Origin of the sequence: Marichromatium sp. PS1 (genome assembly GCF_041155115.1) — a bacterium.
GTDB lineage: Bacteria > Pseudomonadota > Gammaproteobacteria > Chromatiales > Chromatiaceae > Marichromatium > Marichromatium gracile.
Genome location: NZ_BAAFHB010000005.1, coordinates 16021 through 36914, shown reverse-complemented (window position 1 = coordinate 36914; position 20894 = coordinate 16021). Strand labels below are relative to the sequence as shown.

General features: G+C 64.7%; 16 protein-coding genes and 2 pseudogenes. 14 read left to right on the top strand and 4 right to left on the bottom strand.

The annotated features are described in order from the left end of the window. From ACAM26_RS12535 to ACAM26_RS12525, 3 genes are all read right to left on the bottom strand, one after another. The gene (locus tag ACAM26_RS12535) at positions 1–1545 is read right to left on the bottom strand and encodes a carboxyl transferase domain-containing protein (protein ID WP_369614057.1); all 1545 of its coding nucleotides are present in this window, start codon (positions 1543–1545) and stop codon (positions 1–3) included. A 148-nt stretch (positions 1546–1693) separates the two neighbouring features. Beyond that, positions 1694–2857: an isovaleryl-CoA dehydrogenase gene (locus ACAM26_RS12530; protein WP_200189317.1), complete on the bottom strand. Its 1164-nt coding sequence runs from the start codon at positions 2855–2857 to the stop codon at positions 1694–1696. 660 nt (positions 2858–3517) lie between these two features. Continuing rightward, positions 3518–3967 carry a MerR family DNA-binding transcriptional regulator gene (locus ACAM26_RS12525; protein WP_123141993.1) on the bottom strand — a complete coding sequence of 150 codons (450 nt, stop codon included), beginning with the start codon at positions 3965–3967 and terminating at the stop codon, positions 3518–3520. A 286-nt stretch (positions 3968–4253) separates the two neighbouring features. Here ACAM26_RS12525 and ACAM26_RS12520 point away from each other — a divergent pair, with 286 nt between their 5' ends. From ACAM26_RS12520 to ACAM26_RS12470, 11 genes and pseudogenes are all read left to right on the top strand, one after another. Further along, a complete protein-coding gene (locus ACAM26_RS12520; RefSeq protein WP_369613805.1) occupies positions 4254–5942 on the top strand; it encodes an AMP-binding protein in 1689 nt (562 codons plus the stop codon). 233 nt (positions 5943–6175) lie between these two features. Continuing rightward, on the top strand, positions 6176–6982 hold the full coding sequence (locus ACAM26_RS12515; protein WP_165913515.1) for an ABC transporter ATP-binding protein: 807 nt from the start codon (positions 6176–6178) through the stop codon (positions 6980–6982). Beyond that, complete coding sequence (locus ACAM26_RS12510) at positions 6972–8951, top strand: long-chain fatty acid--CoA ligase (protein WP_123140519.1); 1980 nt, start codon at positions 6972–6974, stop codon at positions 8949–8951. The genes ACAM26_RS12515 and ACAM26_RS12510 overlap by 11 nt, the downstream gene beginning before the upstream one ends. 2 nt (positions 8952–8953) lie before the next feature. Further along, positions 8954–9841, top strand: coding sequence for a branched-chain amino acid ABC transporter permease (locus tag ACAM26_RS12505; protein ID WP_005224230.1), 888 nt, complete (start codon positions 8954–8956; stop codon positions 9839–9841). A gap of 4 nt (positions 9842–9845) precedes the next feature. Next, positions 9846–10919, top strand: a complete 1074-nt coding sequence (locus ACAM26_RS12500) for a branched-chain amino acid ABC transporter permease (RefSeq protein ID WP_005224229.1) — start codon at positions 9846–9848, stop codon at positions 10917–10919. Between the two features lie 41 nt (positions 10920–10960). Next, complete coding sequence (locus ACAM26_RS12495; protein ID WP_123140520.1) at positions 10961–12208, top strand: ABC transporter substrate-binding protein; 1248 nt, start codon at positions 10961–10963, stop codon at positions 12206–12208. 124 nt (positions 12209–12332) lie between these two features. Beyond that, positions 12333–13166 (top strand): ABC transporter ATP-binding protein, encoded by an 834-nt coding sequence (locus tag ACAM26_RS12490; protein WP_234524814.1) that lies wholly within the window; start codon positions 12333–12335, stop codon positions 13164–13166. A gap of 23 nt (positions 13167–13189) precedes the next feature. After that, positions 13190–13999, top strand: a complete 810-nt coding sequence (locus ACAM26_RS12485; RefSeq protein WP_123143418.1) for a universal stress protein — start codon at positions 13190–13192, stop codon at positions 13997–13999. A 60-nt stretch (positions 14000–14059) separates the two neighbouring features. After that, positions 14060–14815, top strand: coding sequence for an enoyl-CoA hydratase-related protein (locus ACAM26_RS12480; protein ID WP_369613804.1), 756 nt, complete (start codon positions 14060–14062; stop codon positions 14813–14815). Between the two features lie 265 nt (positions 14816–15080). Then, positions 15081–16047 (top strand): annotated as a pseudogene (locus ACAM26_RS12475) (IS481 family transposase). A gap of 7 nt (positions 16048–16054) precedes the next feature. Then, positions 16055–16834 carry a class I SAM-dependent methyltransferase gene (locus ACAM26_RS12470; RefSeq protein WP_369613803.1) on the top strand — a complete coding sequence of 260 codons (780 nt, stop codon included), beginning with the start codon at positions 16055–16057 and terminating at the stop codon, positions 16832–16834. Positions 16835–16890: 56 nt separating this feature from the next. On the opposite strand, the pseudogene ACAM26_RS12465 reads toward ACAM26_RS12470, so the two are convergent. Continuing rightward, positions 16891–17600: pseudogene (locus tag ACAM26_RS12465) on the bottom strand (IS1 family transposase). A gap of 103 nt (positions 17601–17703) precedes the next feature. Here ACAM26_RS12465 and ACAM26_RS12460 point away from each other — a divergent pair. Genes ACAM26_RS12460 through ACAM26_RS12450 form a run of 3 tightly spaced genes read left to right on the top strand, consistent with a single transcriptional unit; the run spans position 17704 to position 20881 of the window. Beyond that, complete coding sequence (locus ACAM26_RS12460; RefSeq protein WP_369613802.1) at positions 17704–19158, top strand: hypothetical protein; 1455 nt, start codon at positions 17704–17706, stop codon at positions 19156–19158. Beyond that, the gene (locus ACAM26_RS12455) at positions 19155–19391 is read left to right on the top strand and encodes a hypothetical protein (RefSeq protein ID WP_369613801.1); all 237 of its coding nucleotides are present in this window, start codon (positions 19155–19157) and stop codon (positions 19389–19391) included. Before ACAM26_RS12460 ends, ACAM26_RS12455 begins: the two co-directional genes overlap by 4 nt. After that, the gene (locus tag ACAM26_RS12450; protein ID WP_369613800.1) at positions 19391–20881 is read left to right on the top strand and encodes a sodium:solute symporter family protein; all 1491 of its coding nucleotides are present in this window, start codon (positions 19391–19393) and stop codon (positions 20879–20881) included. Before ACAM26_RS12455 ends, ACAM26_RS12450 begins: the two co-directional genes overlap by 1 nt. Positions 20882–20894: the final 13 nt, after the last annotated feature.

Sequence of the window (20894 nt, the reverse complement as noted above, 5' to 3'; positions counted from 1 at the left end):
TCACATGCGGAACAGGCCGAAGCGGGTCTCCTCGATCGGCGCGTTGAGGCTCGCCGAGAGCCCGAGCGCGAGCACCGTGCGGGTGTCGGCGGGGTCGATCACGCCGTCGTCCCACAGTCGCGCGGTGGCGTAGTAGGGGTGGCCCTGGCGCTCGTACTGCTCGAGGATCGGCTGCTTGAACGCCGCCTCGTCGTGCGCCGACCAGGACTCGCCGCGCGTCTCCAGGGTGTCGCGGCGCACCTGCGCCATGACGTTTGCCGCCTGCTCGCCGCCCATCACCGAGATGCGCGCGTTGGGCCACATCCACAGCAGTCGCGGCGAGTAGGCGCGCCCGCACATGCCGTAGTTGCCGGCGCCGAAGCTGCCGCCGATGATCACGGTGAACTTGGGCACCCGGGCGCAGGCCACGGCGGTGACCATCTTCGCCCCGGCCTTGGCGATGCCGCCGGACTCGTACTTGCGCCCGACCATGAAGCCGGTGATGTTCTGCAGGAAGATCAGCGGGATGCCGCGCTGGCTGCAGAGTTCGATGAAGTGGGTGCCCTTGAGCGCCGACTCCGAGAACAGCACCCCGTTGTTGGCGACGATGCCGACCGGATAGCCGTTGAGGTGGGCGAAGCCGCACACCAGGGTGGTGCCGTAGAGCGCCTTGAACTCGTCGAACTCGGAGTCGTCGACGATGCGCGCGATGACCTCGCGGACGTCGTAGGCGGTGCGGTTGTCGGGCGGGACGATGCCGCCGAGCTCGGCCGGGTCGTGACGCGGCGGGCGGCTGGGGCGGATCTCCAGCGGCATCGGCTTGGTGTGGTTGAGCCGGGACACGGCGCGGCGCGCCAGCCCCAGGGCGTGGGCGTCGTGGAGGGCGAAGTGATCGGTCACCCCGGAGGTGCGCGAGTGCACCTCGGCGCCGCCGAGCGCCTCGGCGCTGACCGTCTCGCCGGTGGCCGCCTTCACCAGCGGCGGACCGGCGAGGAAGATGGTGCCCTGTTCCTTGACGATGATGCTCTCCTCGGCCATCGCCGGCACATAGGCGCCGCCGGCGGTGCACGAGCCCATCACCACCGCGATCTGGGCGATGCCCTGCGCGGACATCACCGCCTGGTTGTAGAAGATCCGCCCGAAGTGGTCGCGATCGGGGAAGACCTCGTCCTGGTTGGGCAGGTTGGCGCCGCCGGAGTCGACCAGATAGATGCAGGGCAGGCGGTTGTGTTGGGCGATCTCCTGGGCGCGCAGGTGTTTCTTCAGGGTCAGCGGGTAATAGGTGCCGCCCTTCACCGTGGCGTCGTTGGCCACGATCATGCACTCGCGCCCGCACACCCGACCGATCCCGGTGATGATCCCGGCCGAGGGCACGGCGTCGTCGTAGAGCCCGAGCGCGGCGAGTTGCGAGAGTTCGAGGAAGGGTGAGCCCGGGTCGACCAGCACCTCGATGCGCTCGCGCGGCAGCAGCTTGCCGCGTTCGAGATGGCGCGCCCGCGCCCGCTCGCTGCCGCCGGCGGCGACCGCGGCGACGCGCGCGCGCAGGTCGGCGACCAGCGCGTCCATCGCCTCGCGGTTGGCGCGGAAGGTCTCCGAACGCGGATCGATCTTGCTCTTGATGACATTCATCGGTTGTCCCTGACCCTGATGCTTCGCGCGTGTCCGACGGCGTGGTCGGGCTGTCCTCCTCGTCCCCCGCCGTCCTCCCTCGGCCTCAGGCCGTCTCCCTGAACAGCTCGCGGCCGATCAGCATGCGCCGGATCTCCGAGGTGCCGGCGCCGATCTCGTAGAGCTTGGCGTCGCGCAGCAACCGCCCGGTGGGGTACTCGTTGATGTAGCCGTTGCCGCCGAGACACTGGATTGCGTCGAGCGCCATCGCGGTGGCGCGCTCGGCGCTGTAGAGGATGGCGCCGGCGGCGTCCTTGCGCGTGGTGCGGCCAAGGTCGCAGGCGCGGCCCACGGCATAGACGTAGGCGCGACAGGCGTTGAGGTTGGTGTACATGTCGGCGAGCTTGGCCTGGATCAGCTGGAACTCGCCGATCGGCTGGCCGAACTGCTCGCGCTCGTGGACATAGGGCAGCACCACGTCGAGACAGGCGGCCATGATCCCCAGCGGCCCGCCGGCGAGCACCGCGCGCTCGTAGTCGAGCCCGGACATCAGCACCCGCACCCCGCCGCCCTCGCTGCCGAGCACGTTCTCGACCGGCACCTCGCAGTCCTCGAACACCAGCTCGCAGGTGTTGGAGCCGCGCATGCCGAGCTTGTCGAGCTTCTGCGCGGTGGAGAAACCGGGCATGTCGCGCTCGACGATGAAGGTGGTGATGCCGCGCGAGCCGGCCTCGGGGTCGGTCTTGGCGTAGACCACCAGGGTGTCGGCGTCGGGGCCGTTGGTGATCCACATCTTGTTGCCGTTGAGGATGTAGCGATCGCCCTCGCGGCGCGCGCGCAGCCGCATGCCGACCACGTCGGAGCCGGCGCCGGGCTCGGACATCGCCAGGGCGCCGACGTGCTCGCCGCTGATCAGCTTGGGCAGATAGCGGGCCTTCTGCTCGGGGGTGCCGTTGCGCCGGATCTGGTTGACGCAGAGGTTGGAGTGGGCGCCGTAGGAGAGGGCGACCGCGGCCGAGGCGCGCGAGAGTTCCTCCATGGTGACGATATGGGCGAGATAGCCCATGCCGGTGCCGCCGTCGTCCTCGTCGACGGTGAGACCGAGCAGCCCGAGGTCGCCGAACTTGCGCCAGAGGTCGGCGGGGAAGGCGTTGTCGTGATCGATGGCGGCGGCGCGCGGGGCGATCTCGGCGGCGGCGAACTCGGCCACCGCGCTGCGCAACATCTCGACCTCCTCGCCGAGGTCGAAGTCCAGGGTCGGGAACTGCATCATGCGCGTGTCCTCCGTTGACGGATCGGTGCGCCGGGGCGCGGTCCTCGACCGGCCTGCGGCGTGGCGGCGCGGGGCGCGCGTCCTCGCTCGCGTCCAGACGCGGTCCGGGCGCATCCCTGCGGTTGAACTGGATGCTAAATAACGTTGACGTAAACGTCAATAGGGAAGGCGGCCAGCTACCAGTCGCCAGCTACCAGTTACCAGTCGCCAGCTACCAGTTACCAGTCGCCAGCTACCAGTCGCCAGTCGCCAGTCGCCAGTCGCCAGTCGCCAGCTGCCAGTGGGCAGTGGGCAGTGGGCAGTCGGCAGTCGGCAGTCGGCAGTCGCGACTGGGCGTGGTTTGCGGGGAGGGGCGGGGTTCGGCGGGATCAGGCCGCCATGATTTCACCGGAGCCGCCAGCCGCCAGTCGCCAGTCGCCAGCGCCGCTGCTACGTGCTCGCGGTTCGAGAGATGTTTGATGGTCTGCGAGGCAGCTGGGTCTCGCTGTTCTGACGGCTGGTGGCTGAAGGCTGGAAGCCATGCCTCGGCCACCAGCGCCGCCGCTACGTGCTCGCGGTTCGATCGACGCCTGATGTCCTGCGAGGTGTCCGGATCCCGCTGACTGGCGGCTGACAGCTGGCCGCTGAGCCCTGGCGGCTGGCAGCTGGAGGCTACCCCTACGACGCCATCCGCTGCGTGTCACTGCGTTCGCGCTCCTGCTGTTCGAGCAGCTGTTGGCAGTGGGCGTAGGACTGTTCGAGTTCGCGCATGGTCTCCTCCAGGTCCTCGCGTTGCTGGAGCAGGTGCTGGCGCTTCTCCTCGAGCACCGAGAGGTAGTAGCGCAGTTGTTGCGCCTCGCCGTGGGCCTCGTCGTAGAGGTCGAAGGCCTCGCGCATCTCGGCGAGGGTGAAGCCGAGACGCTTGCCGCGCAGGATCAGCTTGAGCCGGGCGCGGTCGCGGCGGCGATAGAGCCGGCGCGTGCCCGAGCGGGTCGGCGAGAGCAGGCCCTGATCCTCGTAGAAGCGGATGGTGCGGGTGGTGATGTCGAACTCGCGCGCCAGCTCGCCGATGGTGAAGGTGGTGCCGCCGGGTTCCTGTTCCGGGTGCGGATTGGTGGGTGTGCTCATGCGCCGATGACTCCTGCGGTGGATGTGGGGCTTGATTGACGTCGACGTCTTGAGCCCGCTCCGGGCGCTGACTGGGGCGGGCGCGCTGGCCGGTAAGCGATCTATTTTACGCAATCTCCGGGGACCTCGAACAAAGGACCGGAGGGCCCGGCTCAACCCCGACGGTTGTGCGAGAAAATAGTTGACGTGGACGTAAACGGCAAATAGATTCTATCCCAGCGGCAGGATCCGCATCGAGGCCGAGACGCCCGCCACGCCGTCAGACAACCTTCTCAGGAGGAGCCAGATGGACCAGCTTCGGCGCAGCTATGTGCACGGGACCGCAACGCAGACGCTCCAGGGGATGACGGTCGGCGACTGTCTGAGACGACTCGCCGAGACCCGGCCCGATGGACTGGCGCTGGTCGATCGGGGGCGGGATGCGCGGCTCGACTGGCGTGGGCTCGATGCCCGGGTCGATCGGCTCGGCGCCGGGCTGCTCGAACTCGGCTTCGTCCCCGGGGACCGCATCGCGGTGTGTACCGGCAACCGCATCGAGTGGACCCTGGTGCAGCTGGCCGCCGCGCGGCTGGGGATGATCCTGGTGAGCCTCAACCCGGCGCTGCGCCCGGCCGAGCTGGAGCGCGCCCTGGCGCTGGTCGGGGCGCGCGCGCTGGTGGTCGAGCAGCGTATCCGCGAGACCGACTATCCGCCGCTGCTCGCCGAGCTGCTGCCGGAGCTGGCGACGAGCGGCGAGGCGCCGCTCGCGGCCCGGGCGCTGCCCGCACTCGAACGGGTGATCCGTCTCGACGACGAGGCCTGGCCTGGAACCGTCGCCTTCTCCACGCTGCTCGTCGAGCCCGCCCCCGAGACCCTGGAGCGGGTGCGTGCGCTCGCCGCCGCGGTCGACCCCGACGACCCGGTCAACATCCAGTTCAGCAACGCCACCGGCGGCCCGCCGGCCGGCGCCACCCTGACCCATCACAACATCGTCAACAACGGCCTGATGGTGGGGCGCCAGCTCGGGCTCGGCGCCGCCGACCGGGTGTGCATCCCGGTGCCGCTCTATCACTGCTTCGGCATGGTGATGGGCAACATGGCCTGTCTGCTGCACGGTAGCGCCATGGTCTATCCGGGGCCGGGGTTCGACCCGCTCGCCACCCTGGAGGCGGTCGCCGCCGAGTCCTGCACCGCGCTCTACGGGGTGCCGGCGATGTTCAAGGCGATGCTCGATCACCCCCGCGCCGAGACCTTCGACCCCGGCCGACTGCGCACCGGCATCATGGCCGGCGCGCCCTGTCCGCCCGAGACCATGGATCGGGTGAGACGTCGCCTGGGGATGGCCGAGGTGACCATCGCCTACGGCATGACCGAGTCCTCGCCGGTCTCCTTCATGAGTGCCCCGGACGATCCGGTCGAGCGGCGGCTGCAGACGGTCGGGCGCATCGGCCCGCACCTCGAGGCCAAGGTGATCGACGACGCCGGGCGCATCCGCCCGGTCGGCGAGCCCGGCGAGCTGTGCGTGCGCGGCTACAGCCTGATGCGCGGCTACTGGGACGACCCCGAGCTGACCGCGCGGGTGATCGACGAGGCCGGTTGGCTGCACACCGGCGATCTCGCGGTGCTCGACGCCGAGGGCTATTGCCGCATCGTCGGCGGGGTCAAGGACACCATCATCCGCGGCGGCGAGAACATCCACCCCGAGGAGGTCGAGCGCTTCCTCGAGACCCACCCGGCGGTGCGCGCGGCGGTGGTCGTCGGGGTGCCCGACGCGCGCCTCGGCGAGGTGGTGTGCGCCTGCGTCGAGCTGCAGCCGGGCGCGAGCCTCGAACCCGAGGCGCTGCGCGAGTACTGCAAGGACCAGATCGCCTACTTCAAGGTGCCGCGCTATGTGCGTCTCTATCCGCGGCTGCCGCGCAGCACCGGGCGGGCGCTCAAGACCATGCTGCGCGAGCAGAGCATCGCCGCGCTCGGGCGCGCCGAGGAGACCGGCTGATCGCGTGAGCGACGGGCGGCGCCGGGAGGGCGCCGCGGGGGCCGGGCACGCGTCCCGGCCCAGTGCACCGGCCACGCCACGGAGGGCGGCGGGCCGGTCTCTCCCCCCGACCGGGCCGCGCCCGGTCCGATCCGCGAGCCATGACGACGACGCCCGCCGTGCGAGCGGGCGCGCTCCCCTGCACCCATGACAGGGGCGCCGAGACAAACGAGGAGAGCAGGGAGGACACAGGCGTGACGACGACGCGACAGGACCATGATCCCGACGAGGTGATACTCGAATGCGCCGCGGTCAGCCGCTGGTTCGGCGGCCTGCAGGCGCTCAAGGGGATCGATCTGCACATCCACCGGGGCGAGATCTTCGGCCTGGTCGGTCCCAACGGCTCGGGCAAGACCACCCTGGTCAACGCCATCACCGGCTTCTATCCGCCGCAGCAGGGCGAGATCCGCTATCGCGGCGAGCGCATCAGCGGGCTCAAGCCCCACCGCATCGCCCGCAAGGGGGTGGCGCGCACCTTCCAGAACGTGGCGCTGTTTCGCGGGCTGAGCGTGCTCGACAACATCCTCCTCGGGCGTCATCTGTTCATGCGCCCGAGCATCCTCGGCGCGGCCTTCTACTGGTGGTGGGCCGAGCGCGAGGAGGTCGCCCACCGGGGGCGGGTCGAGGAGGTGATCGACCTGCTCCAGCTCGAGAGCGTGCGCGACGAGCCGGTCGACGTCATCCCGCTGGGGATGCAAAAGCGCGTCGAGCTGGCGCGCGCGCTCTGCGCCGAGCCCGGTTTCCTGGTGCTCGACGAGCCGATGGCGGGGATGAACCAGGAGGAGAAGGAGTACATGGTGCGCTTCATCCTCGATGCGCGCGACGCCATGGGCACCACCATGCTGCTCATCGAGCACCACATGGACGTGGTCACCGCCATCTGCAACCGCGCGGTGGTGCTCAACAACGGCGAGAAGATCGCCGAGGGACCGACCCGCGAGGCGATCAACGATCCCACCGTGGTCGCGGCCTATATCGGGAGGGTGAAGGATGCAGCCTGAACAGCGCCAGCCGCACGCGATCGGGGACATCGCGCTGCACCCGCACTGGCAGTCCCACGACCATCTCATCCACTGGCTGGTGTACAACGCCGAGCACCACGGTCACGAGGTGGCGCTGCGCGAGCGTCGGCGCGGCATCTGGCAGGGCTACACCTGGCGCCAGTACCTCGACGAGGTGCTGGCGCTGGCCGCCGGGCTCGAGGCCCTGGGGGTCGAGCCCGGCGACCGGGTGCTGGTGATCGGCGACAACCGCCCGGCGCTCTACTTCGGCATGCTCGCGGCCATCGCGCTGCGTGCGCTGCCCTCGCCGGCCTATCCCGACACCCCGCCCGAGGAGCTGCGCGGCCAGCTCGAGACCGAGTCGATCCGTTGCGCCCTGGTCGAGGACCAGGAGCAGGTCGACAAGCTCTTGACGATCCGCGCGGCCGGCTACGGGGCGCTCGATCATATCCTCTACGACGACCCGCGCGGGCTGGAGCAGGCCCCGCCGCCGGGTGCCCGGGCGATCGCGGCGCTGAGCGCGCAGGGCCGCGCGCGCTTCAGCGCCGAGCCGGGGCTGCGCGCGGCGCTGCAGGAGCGCACCAGCGTCCACGCCCCGGCGGTGCTGCTGCACTCCTCCGGCACCACCGGGCGACCCAAGGGCATCCCGCTCAAGCACGGCCACATCATCGCGGCGGTGCGCAACGCCTCGCGCGCCGGTTACTTCCGCGAGGGCGAGGTGCACATGGCCTATCTGCCGATGGCCTGGGTGGGGGACTTCATCTTCTCGGTCGGTGCGGCGATCCTGCTGCGCTTCTGTGTCCACATCCCCGAGCAGCAGGAGACCGCGCTCCACGACCTGCGCGAGATCGCCCCGACGCTCTACTTCGGCTCGCCGCGCGCCTGGTCGAGCATGCTCACCCGCATCCAGGTCGGCATCAAGGAGTCGAGCCCGCTCAAGCGCGCGCTCTATGCCCACTTCATGCCCTTCGCCGAGCGGCTCGAGCGCGATCGCCTGGAGGGCCGACGTCCGGCGCCGTGGCGGCGGCTGTGGCGCGGGGTGGGGGAGGTGCTGATGTTCGGCCCGCTCAAGGACCAGCTCGGGCTGCGGCGGGTGGCGCGCCCCTATACCGCCGGCGACGCCATGGGCGAGGACGTGTTCCTGTTCTTCCGCGCGCTCGGGCTCGACCTGCGTCAGTTCTACGGCCAGACCGAGAACTGCGCGCTGTGCGTGGCCCAGGACCCGGGCTCGGTGAGCCTGCACACCGCCGGGCGGCCCTTCCCCGGGGTGGAGCTGCGCATCAGCGACGAGGGCGAGATCCTGATGCGCGCCGACAACGTCTTCGACGGCTATTTCGACAACCCCGAGGCCACCGCCGAGACCCTGCGCGCGGGCTGGATGCACACCGGCGACGCCGGCCAGCTCGAGGCCGACGGTCAGCTGGTGGTGCTCGGACGGCTCTCCGAGGTGGTCTACACCAACACCGGCGAGCGCTTCATCCCGACCTATATCGAGAACCGGCTGAAGTTCAGCGACTACATCCGCGAGGCCTGCGTGCTCGGGCGCGAGCGCGACTTCCTCGCCGCGCTGGTGGTGATCGACAGCGAGGCGGTGGGGCACTGGGCGCAGATCAACGGCGTGCCCTATACCTCCTTCGCCGATCTGTCGCAGAAGCCCGAGGTCTATGCGCTGGTGCGCGCCGAGGTGGCGCGGGTCAACGCGCTGCTGCCGCCGGCGCTGGCGATCCGCAGCTTCGTCAACCTGCACAAGGCGTTCGACCCCGACGACGGCGAGGTCACCCGCACCCGCAAGCTGCGCCGCGACGTCATCGACGCCCACTATGCGCCGATCATCGAGTCGCTCTACGCCGGCCGTGACTCGATCGAGTACGAGGCCCGGATCGGTTACGAGACCGGCGCCTCCGGCACCCTCAAGCGTCACCTGGCCATCGCCCGGGTGAACGCCGACCGCATCGCCGAGGAGGCCTGAGCATGGATATCGCATTCCTCATCGAACTGACCATCAACGGCGCCCTGACCGGGCTGATGTACGGCCTGGTCGCACTCGGCATCGTGCTGATCTACAAATCCTCCGGGGTGCCCAACCTCGCCCAGGGGGCGATGGTGATGATCGCCGCCTATCTGGTGTGGATGGTCGCCGGCTGGCTCGGCGCGCCGGTGGTGGTGGCGCTGCTGGTGGCCGTGCTCGGCATGTTCCTGTTCGGCATGCTCACCGAGCGGGTGCTGCTGCGGCGCATGGTCGGGCAGCCGATCATCATGGTGGTGATGCTCACCCTCGGGCTCGAGAGCCTGCTGCGCGGTCTCGGTCCGGGGCTGCTCGGCGCCGCGCCGAAGAGCCTGGATCTCGGCATCGACATGATGCCGATCATCGTCGGCGACGTGTTCATCAACCGCGAGTACCTGATCGGCGGGGCGATCGGCGCGCTGATGATCGGGCTGGCGCTGTTCTTCTTCCGCACCCGCCTCGGCACCAAGCTGCTGGCCGTCTCCGACGATCACGTCTCGAGCTGGTCGGTGGGGATCTCGGTGGAGCGCGCGGTGGCCGTCTCCTGGGGGCTCGCCGGGGTTGCGGCGGTGGCCGCCGGGGTGATGTGGGGTTCGGTGCAGGGCGTCGACTGGAGCCTGACCACGCTGCTCTTCCCGGCGGTGGCGGTGGTCATCCTCGGCGGGCTCGACAGCATCCACGGGGTGCTGGTCGCGGGGCTGGTCGTCGGCATCCTCGGCAGCGTCGTCCCCGGCTATGTCGATCCCCTGGTCGGTGGCGGCACCCGTGACGTGGTGACCTCGCTGATCATCCTGCTCACCATCCTGTTCCGCCCCCACGGCATCTTCGGGCGGGAAGAGATCGAGAGGGTCTGAGACCATGTTCTATCGTCAATCCGGCATCCATCACACCCGCTACGCCGCCACCCGCAAGCTGTGGCCGCTGGCCGCCGACCGCCGCCTGCTCGGCGGGCTGCTCGCCCTGGCGCTGCTCGCGCCGCTGTTGCTGCCCGAGCTGTATCTCAACAGCTATCTCGCGCCCTGGCTGATCTGGACCGCGGCGGCGCTGTCGCTGACCCTGCTGATGGGGATCGCCGGGCAGCTCCACTTCGGCTTCGCCGCGGTGATGGCCATCGGCGCCTACACCAGCATCCATCTCGCCCGCGCCGGCGTGCCCTTCGAGCTGGCGCTGGTCGGCGCGGGGCTGGCCGCGGCGCTGATCGGTTGCGTCTTCGGCGCCGCCGCGCTGCGCGTCAAGGGGCTCTATCTGGTGATGGCGACCCTGGCGATGCAGTACCTGGTCTCCTGGGTGATCATCAACGTCCCGGCGATCTCGGGCGGGGCGCAGGCCACCCTCGCCACCCCCGAGGTACGACTGCTGTTCATCCCCCTCGACGGCGACACCGCGCTCTACTACACCGCGCTCGGCTGGACGCTGATCTGCACCCTGCTGCTGCTCAACATCAAGCGCAGCAGCGTCGGGCGGGCGCTGGTGGCGGTGCGCGACAAGGACTTCGCCGCCGCCGTGATCGGCGTCGACCCGCTGCGCTACAAGCTGCTGGCCTTCTTCACCAGCTCCTTTCTCGGCGGTGTCAGCGGCGCCATCCTCGCCTTCTGCTACTACCAGGCGGTGACCCCGGAGCAGTTCGGTTTCAACGTCTCCATCCAGCTGGTGGCGATGGTGCTGGTCGGCGGTCTGGGCAGCGTGATCGGGGCCTATCTCGGCGCCGGTTTCATCCTGCTGCTGCCGATCGTGCTCACCAACCTGCTGGCCTGGGTGGCGGGGCTGGAGCTGTTCCCGGTCTCCTTCAACCTCATCGCCCACATCCCGCTGATGGTCTACGGCGCGCTGATCATCGCGGTGATCCTGTTCGAGCCGCTGGGGCTGGCGAAGATCTACGACAACATCCGCAAGTACTTCCTGGTCTGGCCCTTCCGCCACGCCCAGCGCTGATCGACACCCAAGACAACGACAAGACAAGGAGGACCCCATCGATGAAGAAGACATGGTTGAGCGGCCTGCTCGGCGCCTGTAGCGCCCTGGCCCTGGGCGCGAGTCTCGCCAACGTGCCCGACAAGGAGCCGGTGCGCTTTGCGCTGCTGCAGGACTTCACCGCCGTCTACACCTTCCTCACCAACGAGTACAACCAGGGCCAGCAGGACTATCTGCGTCTGGTCAACGCCCGCGGCGGGCTCGACGGTCACCCCGTCGAGGCGCTGGTGCGCGACACCGCCAACGAGCCCCAGCGCGGCATCGAGGCCTACAACCGCGCCCGCGGCGAGGGCGCGGTGCTGGTCGACTTCCTCAGCACCCCGGTGTCGCGCGCGGCGGTTAACCGCGTGCTCGAGGACGAGGTGGTGATGATCACCCCGCTGCACGGTCGCGGTGATGCCAGCCACGGCGAGACCTTCCCCTTCGTCTTCCCGATGATGGCGACCTACTGGTCGCAGGCGGCGATCCTCGCCGACTACATCGACACCGAACTCGGCGGGCTCGCCGGCAAGCGCATCGCCCTGGTGCACATCGACTCGCCCTTCGGCCGCGAGCCGGTGCCGGTGCTCGAGACCCTGGCCGAGCGCCACGGCTTCGAGCTGCGCGCCTTCGCCTATCCCAGCCCCGGCACCGAGCAGTCGGCGACCTGGTCCGACGTGCGTCGCTACCGGCCCGACCAGGTGCTGATCTGGGGCGCCGGCAGCGGCCAGCAGGTCTCGGTGCGCGAGGCCATCCGCAACGGCATCCGCCCCGAGCACATCCTCTCGGTGGTGTGGCTGGCCGAGGCCGACGCCGAGCACCTCGGCAAGCACATGACCGGGGTCAAGCGCTACGAGGCGGTCGCCCCCGGACGCGAGCTGCCGGTGATCCAGGCGATCCTCGACGAGGTGGTGGCCAAGGGCGAGGGCAGCGGGCCCGAGGAGAACGTCGGTTCGAGCTACTACAACATCGGCGTGGCGACCATGGCGGTGGCGGTCGAGGCCGCGCGCCTGGCGCTCGCCGAGTACGGCGCCCCGCTCACCGGCGACACGCTGCGCCGCGGCTTCGAGCAGATCAGCAACTTCGACGCCGAGGGGCTGATGCCGCCGCTGAGCTTCAGCGCCACCGACCACCAGGGCGGCGGTTTCGGCCGGGTGTCGCGCTGGGACGGCGGCGCCTGGGTGCCGGTCACCGAGTGGCGCAGCGCCTATCAGGACATCGTCTGGGACGAGATCGAGAAGGACGCCGCGGGCTTCCGCGACGGGCGCTGAGTCGGCGCGGGCGGGGCCGGGCGCCCCGTCCGCGACCGTGCGCGAGTGGGGCCGACGCGTGGCGTCGGCGCCGACCGAACCCGACCGGCGCGTCCGGTCGACCAAGGAGAGAGCGAGGGTCTTCATGGAGACAGCAGCCAATCGCGTCGCGTCGCTGCCGGTGACGCCGCCGCTGCTCGAGCTGAGCAACGTCGAGGTGGTCTACGACCGGGTGTTCCTGGCGATCAAGGGGGTGTCGCTGCGGATCGGCAAGGGCCAGATGATCGCCCTGCTCGGTGGCAACGGCGCCGGCAAGAGCACCACGCTCAAGGCCGTCAGCGGTCTGCTCGCGCCCGAGCGCGGGCTGGTCACGCGCGGCGAGATCCGCTTCCAGGGCGCCGACATGCTGGCGCTGGCGCCGCCGGCGCGGGTCGCCAGCGGGCTGGTGCACGTGCTCGAGGGGCGGCGCATCTTCGAGCACCTCACCCCCGAGGCCAACCTGCTCGCCGCCTACCCGCTGCGCGGCAGTCGCAAGCGCTACCAGGAGCTGCGCGAGCGGGTGCTGACCTACTTCCCCCGGCTCGGCGAGCGCGCCCGCACCAAGGCAGGCTATCTCTCCGGCGGCGAGCAGCAGATGCTCGCCATCGGGCGCGCGCTGATGACCGAACCCGAGCTGATCATGCTCGACGAGCCGAGCCTCGGGCTCTCGCCGCTGCTGGTGCAGGAGATCTTCGCCATCATCGGCGAGATCAACCGCGAGCAGGGGGTCGGCGTGCTGCTCGTCGAGCAGAACGCCGCCGCCGCGCTGGAGGTGGTCGATCACGCCTATCTGCTCGAGAACGGGCAGGTGGTGATGAGCGGCGAGGCGGCGGTGCTGCGCGAGAACCCCGACGTGCAGGAGTTCTATCTCGGCGGTGCCGACCGGGTCGACTATCTCAACGTCAAACACTATCGCCGCCGCAAGCGCTGGCTCGCCTGAGCCGACGCGGCAAGGAGTCCGTCATGTCCGCTGCTGTCGTCACCATCCCTGTGGATGCCTCCACCGTCTCCCAGGGCGCGCTGCGCCCGGGGCTGTCGCTGGCCGGCCAGCTCGGTGCCCGGGCGCGGTTGCTCTCGGTGGTCACCCGCGAGAGCGAGACCGCCGAGCGTCGCGCCCTGCTCGAGAGCCTGCTCGCCGCGCGCGGGCTCAACGACGCTGAGGTCGAGGTCGGCGTCCACGAGGTCGCCACCGACGGGCTGATCGAGCGCATCGGCGCGACCAGCCCGGATCACCCGGTGGTGATGTCGACCCACGCCCGCGGCGTGGTCGGCGAGGCGGTGCTCGGCAGCGTCGCCAGCGAGCTGCTGCGCCAGACCCACCGCCCGATCCTGCTCACCGGTCCGCACCTCGACGACGCCTGGGGCGGGCCGATCCGCAGCCTGCTGGTGTGTCTCGACGGCTCGGCGCTGTCCGAGGCGATGCTCCCCGAGGCGGTCGCCTTCGCCCGCGCCATCGGCGCCGAGCTGCGGCTGATCCAGGTGCTCAAGCCGAGCTTCGGCCAGGGCGCCGACGCCGGCGAGTGGGTCTATCTGCGGCGCGTCGCCGACCACCTGCCCGAGCGCTACGGCGTCAGCGCCAACTGGGACGTGCTCCACGGCACCGACGTGAGCCGCGCGGTGGTCGAGTACGCGGCGCTGATCAAGGGCGCGGTGATCGCCATGACCACCCACGGTCGCACCGGGCTGCAACGCATGCGTCTCGGCAGCTTCGCCCGCGAGGTGCTGCTCGCCGCGCGCTCCCCGGTGCTGGTGATGCAACCGGCCGGCGACTGACCCGCAATCCCCGCAAGCGCCCCGGCGCCCGTCGGGGCGCCCCGTCATGGAAGGCCCGCGATGAACCCGCCCGACCTCACCGATGCCCGGCTCGGTCTCGCCGACCGGGTCGCCACCCTCACTCTGGCGCGTGACGACGTGCGCAACGCCCTCACCGGCACCGCCCTGATCGACGACATCGTCGCCACCGTCGACTGGGTCAACGCCTGCGAGGCGGTCTCGGTGCTGGTGATCGCCGCCGAGGGCGCGGCCTTCAGCGCCGGCGGCAACATCAAGGACATGGCCGCGCGCCGCGGCGACTTCGCCGGCGACGCCGCCGAACTCGAACGCCGCTACCGCCACGGCATCCAGCGCATCCCCCGCGCCCTCTACCGCTGCGAGGTGCCGGTCATCGCCGCCGTCGACGGCCCGGCGATCGGCGCCGGCTGCGACCTCGCCTGCATGGCCGACCTGCGCATCGCCTCCACCCGCGCCCGCTTCGGCGAGACCTTCATCGACCTCGGCCTCATCCCCGGCGACGGCGGCGCCTGGTTCCTGCAACGCCAGATCGGCTACCAGGCCGCCTTCGCCCTCACCGTCACCGGCCGCGTCATCGACGCCGCCGCGGCCCACCGCCTCGGCCTCGTCCTCGACGTCGTCGAACCCGACGCGCTCACCGCGCGCGTCCACGAAATGGCCTCAACAATCGCCGCCAAGTCCCCGCAGGCACTGCGTTATGCCAAGCGGCTGATGCGGCTGGGGCAGGTCGGGAGCCTGGAACAAGTGCTGGAGATGAGTGCGGTGTTGCAGGGGTTGTGTCATTGGGGGGAGGGTTAGTAATTTTTAGTATTCCCACATTTTGTGTTGATTTTTGGCGTGGGATGAGTGTGGAATTATGGGGGGCAAGGTCGTTTTTATCGGTGTGTCTAAAAAAGTGGAGTTGACAGCAAGCCTTGAAGACCTTCAACGCACGGGTAAACCCTGCCAGGGAGATCCTTTCCAGCAGCAATCGATCGATCAGTTCCAGGGTTTCCTGAGAAAACGATTCCTTGGCAGGGCCATCGCCCGCGCAACAGTCCACAGACCGGGAGCCTGATCGTCGATGGACATCCGTTTGCACAAGAATGCCCGCACCACCCCGGCGATTCGTCGTGAGCTGCAGGCTTCGACGTTGCCGACCAAGGTCTTGGCCGCGCGCTACAACCTCTCGCCTCTGACAGTGCGCAAGTGGCGTCGAGGACGCCTCGCACCGCCCACATCGACTCTCGACGACGCTCTCGCCGGCGCAGGAAGTCCTTGTGGTGGCGCTGCGTGAGGCGCTGTTGCTGCCGCTCGATGACCTGTTGGTGGTGACCCGTGAGTTCATCCACCCCAAGGCCTCGCGCTCGGCGCTCGATCGCTGCTTGCGCCGCCACGGCGTCTCCAACCTCAAGACCCTGATCCCGCAGGAGGCCGACGCCACGAAGCGCCCGGTCAAGACCTTCAAAGACGACGAACCGGGGTTCGTCCATGTCGACGTCAAGTATCTGCCCCAGATGCCTGATGAGGACCGGCGCCGCTATCTCTTCGCCGCCATCGACCGCGCTACCCGCTGGGTCTATGTCGAGATCCTCGACGACAAGTCAGCAGCCTCGGCCAGTGGCTTTCTCGAGCGCTTGATCGCCAAGGCTCCGTTCGCCCTCTCCAAGATCCTCACCGATAACGGCAAGGAATTCACCGACCGTTTCTGCGCCACCGGCGAGCGTGCCCCGACCGGACTGCATCGCTTCGATCAGGTCTGTGCCCAGCACGCCATCGAGCATCGTCTGATCAAACCCAGAACCCCGCAGACCAACGGCCTGATCGAGCGCTTCAACGGGCGCATCGCCGAGGTGCTGGCCACCACACGCTTCGACTCCGCCCTGAGTCTGGAACAGACCATCACCCGCTACGTCCAAGTCTACAACCAGCACATCCCCCAGAAAGCGCTCGGGCACATCGCTCCGATTCAAGCGCTCAAGGAGTGGGCGCAGAAACGCCCGGAGCTATTCAATAAGCGGGTTTACAATCTCAGGGGACTTGACAGTTAGAGTAATCATGCGTGGAAATACTCTCGGGAATGCACCCGCGACTTTGCAATATCTCGCGACCAGAAGAATTCATCGAGAAGGGGTATTCGCCATACCGCACATGTTAGGTTCTGAAAAAATACTAGACTGCGGATGCGGGCCCGGATCCATCACCTCTGGACTCGCTAAATTGGCCAATCAATTCTGTGTCGGTATCGATAACGACCCAATATCTATCCGGTTCGCGCGAGAAACGTCACTATTGGCTAGACGCCATCCCCTTTTTATCATAAGCGATATGCACTCCTTGCCATTTCCTTCAGACGCATTCACCTCTGTATTCTGCCACACAACCCTTATGCAATCGCATGATCCCAGAATAGTGCTCCGCGAAATACTCCGCGTCTTGGAAGTAGGAGGTATATTCGCCGCACGAGAACCTATCATAAGTAAAAATTACTATGATCCCAATCTACGTCTTCCCGCAGCTTTCTTTCACTGTTTCGGCTCGGCGTGCCGCCTGAACGGCGGCGACCCTGATCTAGGTGCTCGACTTGATGAGTTAGCTAGAAACGTCGGATTTGAAGTAATCTCCTATCAATACGTTCATCAGGATATATTGCATCCAAACAACACTGAGGAAAACAGATTATTCTTTTGCATGGCAGGTAACAGCGAGTTTTTGTCCAGTCGTGCAAAATTCTCGGATAAGGCGCACGATATCCGGATCGCGGCGTCTCGGTCGGGCAACCGTTTGGGCCTTGCAACTCACGCATATGCAGAATTGATTGCCTGCAAAGAGCGGTAGTGCCCTTACCGATAGGGTTGTGAATCTTTCGATGTTTTTGGCTTGCCCGCAATAAATCACACGCACATCGTGGCGTTGTAGTGATGAATGAAGTTCCAGAGTGCACCCAGATGGTTTTCCTGGTTCTTCGAGAACGCAAGCGACTTTCTCACCAAGCGGGAGATACGCTGCCGGAGTGTACCGTTGAACCGTTCGATGTGGTTGGTTTACCCTTGTGACTTCGCACTGGGATAATGTCGGTGTGCCGGGATGATCCGCGCATAGGCGCTCCAGAAATCTGTGTAGACGGGAGCGGAAGTCTGATATTGCGCTGGGATGGAATCCCACAGAGCCTGTGCGGAGCGCTCCGTACGATCGCCAACATGGACCCCGACGATGCGCCGGGTCAGGCGATCCATGGTGAGCCAGGTCCATTGTTTGTTCAGGCGTTTTCCGACAAAGGACCACAGTTCGTCGCACTCCAGGATTACTCCGTAGGGTGTGGTGTTTTTTTTAGCGCGACCTGACGAGTAACCTTCTTGTACTTCTCGTTCACGTAGTTCTGCAGCCAAGCCTCGGAGACCTTCACTGCACGGGCAATTCCGGCCAGGGAGATTTTTTCCAGCAGCAACTGATCGATCAGTTCGCGGGGTTCCTGAGAAACCGGCCCCTTGGCAGGATGGAGAACGAACTGGCGACCGCAATCTTGACACTTGTACAACTGCTTTTTCAACCGGTTGAATCCATTTTTGGTCACATGGTTGGAGTGACACTGCGGACATGTCAGATACATCTTCTTCATCCTTAAAGCAAGAGATTCTGATCTTATCGAAACCTATCGGTCAGGGCACCACCCAAAGAGCAATGATTGTCAATAAAAGGCGCAGATAATGAGTGAAGGTAACTCAAGTCCACGTGTCCAAAGCCAAAACCCATCTGCTCGCACATCGAAGAAAGCACAGTTTTTGTTAACTTCATTATTGGTTTTTTGGATTGGCTTTGAAGTTATTTCGACAATTTTCGGACTAATTCAAGATGGGCCTCCAAGCATAAGTGATATCTCATATTTCTTTGAGCAAAATGTCTTCTGGCGCAGTCCTGCATTCAATCGAATTGTATTCGTTTTAGGGATTGTTATTCCAGCGCTAGCATCAGCACTAGTATACTGGCTTGATCGAGATCACTCTCGAGTGATGTTGGTGATAAGCATCCATGCTACGTCTCTTTTGCTATTGATCTCATCGGTCTTCTATTTCATGAATCCTGATCGCGGTGGCGGTGCGGACATCTCGCAAAATTTTGCAGTTGTCTATCACGAAGAGCTTGTGCCAGACGCAGTAAGGTTCGAAACAGTCATCCGGCAGGTCCTTAAGAGCTCACAGCTTGGCCAATATCAAAATGACGTGCGGTGTGAGATGTTTTTTTGGCCCATCGAAAAAGACAAAGGTGATGCACATTTTGTCCACATAACTAATGAGAATGTTAAAGCGCACCGCGTTCGTTACTTGTTTGTGCTAGCAGATATATCTAGCTCATCTCTCCAAGCTATTTTTGATCAAAATCTACACCGAACCTTGATATTCCAAACCGTACCAAACCGGGGCTCCATGAAGCCTGAGAACGTGCCATGGGTCGCGCTCTATATTGACCCTGAAGTAGAAGCTGATGCTATTGCCAAAGAGCTATCCCCGAAGGTGCGCGAGTTACTAATAGTCCACTCTTTTGAGTATGATCTCACTGATTATCAGAAGAGATTTTTGGCGGCACTTAAACACAACGCCAGCGCGACGTCAGTTCGCTCTGATTTCACAGTAAAAGAAATGGCTTTCCGTGAGATCAAAGAGGCTATAGAGGACAATCGCCAGGAGCAAGCCGCTGTTGTTATACTAGACGCATCAGACACGGCGTTAAGAGCTGGCCTTCTGGCTGCTCAAGGCAAAATATCTGTTTTTGCTCCGTCGACTGTTATGGATCGCAGCCATTCACTTCTGACGAAATCAAATCCCAGATGGGCGACGCCGTTACCCTGGAAGGTGGCACGCGCCGATATGGAAATTCCGGACAAGTTAGGTGCATTAAATTTGGTCAAGCTAGCGGTTGAACTTACCGCCGTACTCGACACAGCTACCCACGGCCCCCAGGCACGCCCGCCTGTTCGACGCCTTAAAGACCGTGTTCTAGAAATTTCAACGAAACGCATGGTGGAGGAAATAACCAGGGCTAGTTCGGAAGCGCCCCACACAGTTTTTGGTTCTTTTCATTTGGCCAAATATGAAGTACCTCACTTGCGCATTTCAAATTTGGAATTGTGGAAAATTGGAGTTATTGCTGGAGGTGACAAATGATCAAGGAATTGGCCTGGTTTGCTGCGACGGTGATAATCACCGCGGCGGGTTACTCGCCGGTCTTGTGGAATATCACGAGCGGTTCCTCATTTTTCGGGATACCGAACACGGCGTTCTTTATGTTGGCTCAAACTGTGATTATATTCGGGCTTTTATTTACAGGGCGCCGCTTTGGTAAGGCATGGCAAGTAGCTAAGACACAGCAAACACGTAAAGAAAGAGGAGGCTGGTGATGTCGATGTCAAATATACACTGGGCAGGCGTCATTGCTGGGGTATTATTATTTTTTTTACTTTTGAAAGTAATAACAGATATAACTAAAGGCAATGAGGGGAGATTCCTGGTTCGAGACTTAAACAAATATCTTCTATGGGACCGCCGAGTCAAGGGCTCGCTCCTAGGTGCCACCTATGCAGCATCAATGGTAAGCGCGATGGTGTTTGTGCCACTGCCAGGCCTATTCTATACTCACGGCATCGGGGCTTGGCTCTTTATTTGTTTGCCGGTAATATTCGGCGTGACATCGTTTCTATGGTTTGGGGTCCGCCTGCATCGTTTACAAGACTCGTCACCTAGACAATTGCTTTCACCTTTTGAGTTGATTGGCAGCGCTTACGAGAGCCGTTTCGTTGGCGCAGCACTATTTCTCGTGACGGCCCTTTTTGTAGTTCCTCTAATCGCCATGCAAATAGTGAGCTTTGGAAGATTGGCGGAGGGCTTCTTGGATGTTCCATATTGGGTTTCCGTGATCCTTATCGTCACGTTATTTGTTTTTTATACGGCTTTTGCCGGCATGCAGGGAGACGTGAAGACAGATAAATTCCAGGGCTGGGCAATGGTAGTGGGATTGCTTTTAGTGGCTGGCTTAGTGTTGCACATATTGCTCACAGATCGACCTCAAACAGGGTCGATTGACTTGGCCCCTTATTTTTCTCTCCCTGGGCCAAATGGTTTCTTCACGGTTCCTGTGTTGATTTCGGTAGGTATTCTCATGGCGGCTCTACCGTTAGTGAACGGTCACTATATTATGAGGTTCATGATCGCGCGCAACGAAGATGCTCTACGAAAGGGAATGACGCATGCGGCTATGTGGATCACCGCTTTTTATGTACTGGCCGGCGCAATTGGGCTCATGGGAGTTGTGGCCGTTCCAGGTTTAGATAGCGGTGACATGTTGACAGGCGCCATATTGGAAAGGTCGGGGTTTGGCGTTTTCGGGATCGTCGCCGGAGGTGTAATATTATTTGGAATCGTGGCGGCGTCGCTGTCGAGCGTTGACAGCCAGTTTCTCGCATTGGGAGCAGGAGCGTGTCGGGATATATTTCTAAACGTTTTCAATTATTCATTGCCCGATAAAGAGCAGCTGATCCTGGTTCGTCTCATAATGTTTGTAATGGGTGTTGCAGCTATTGGGATGGCGCTTGATCCGCCGCGATTGGTTATTCAGTTGAATGTTCTCGCAGCGGCGGGACCGCTGATTCTCTTGCCGACGGCCGTAGTGGGTGTTATTTGGCCCAGGAGAGTTAGCGGCTTTGTTCCACTTGGCAGTATTTTCATGGGTTTGGCCGCATTCTTTATTCTATACTCGGTTTTCGGTAACGATGGCATCCAGGGATGGAACATTGGCCTTATTAGTGGAATGTTGGCGACTTTGGTTTTTGCTGGACTCGTCGGCGTGGATATGGCAAGGACGGAACGTCCGGCGAACGACTGGAGAGTTTAGAGGCTCTATCAAA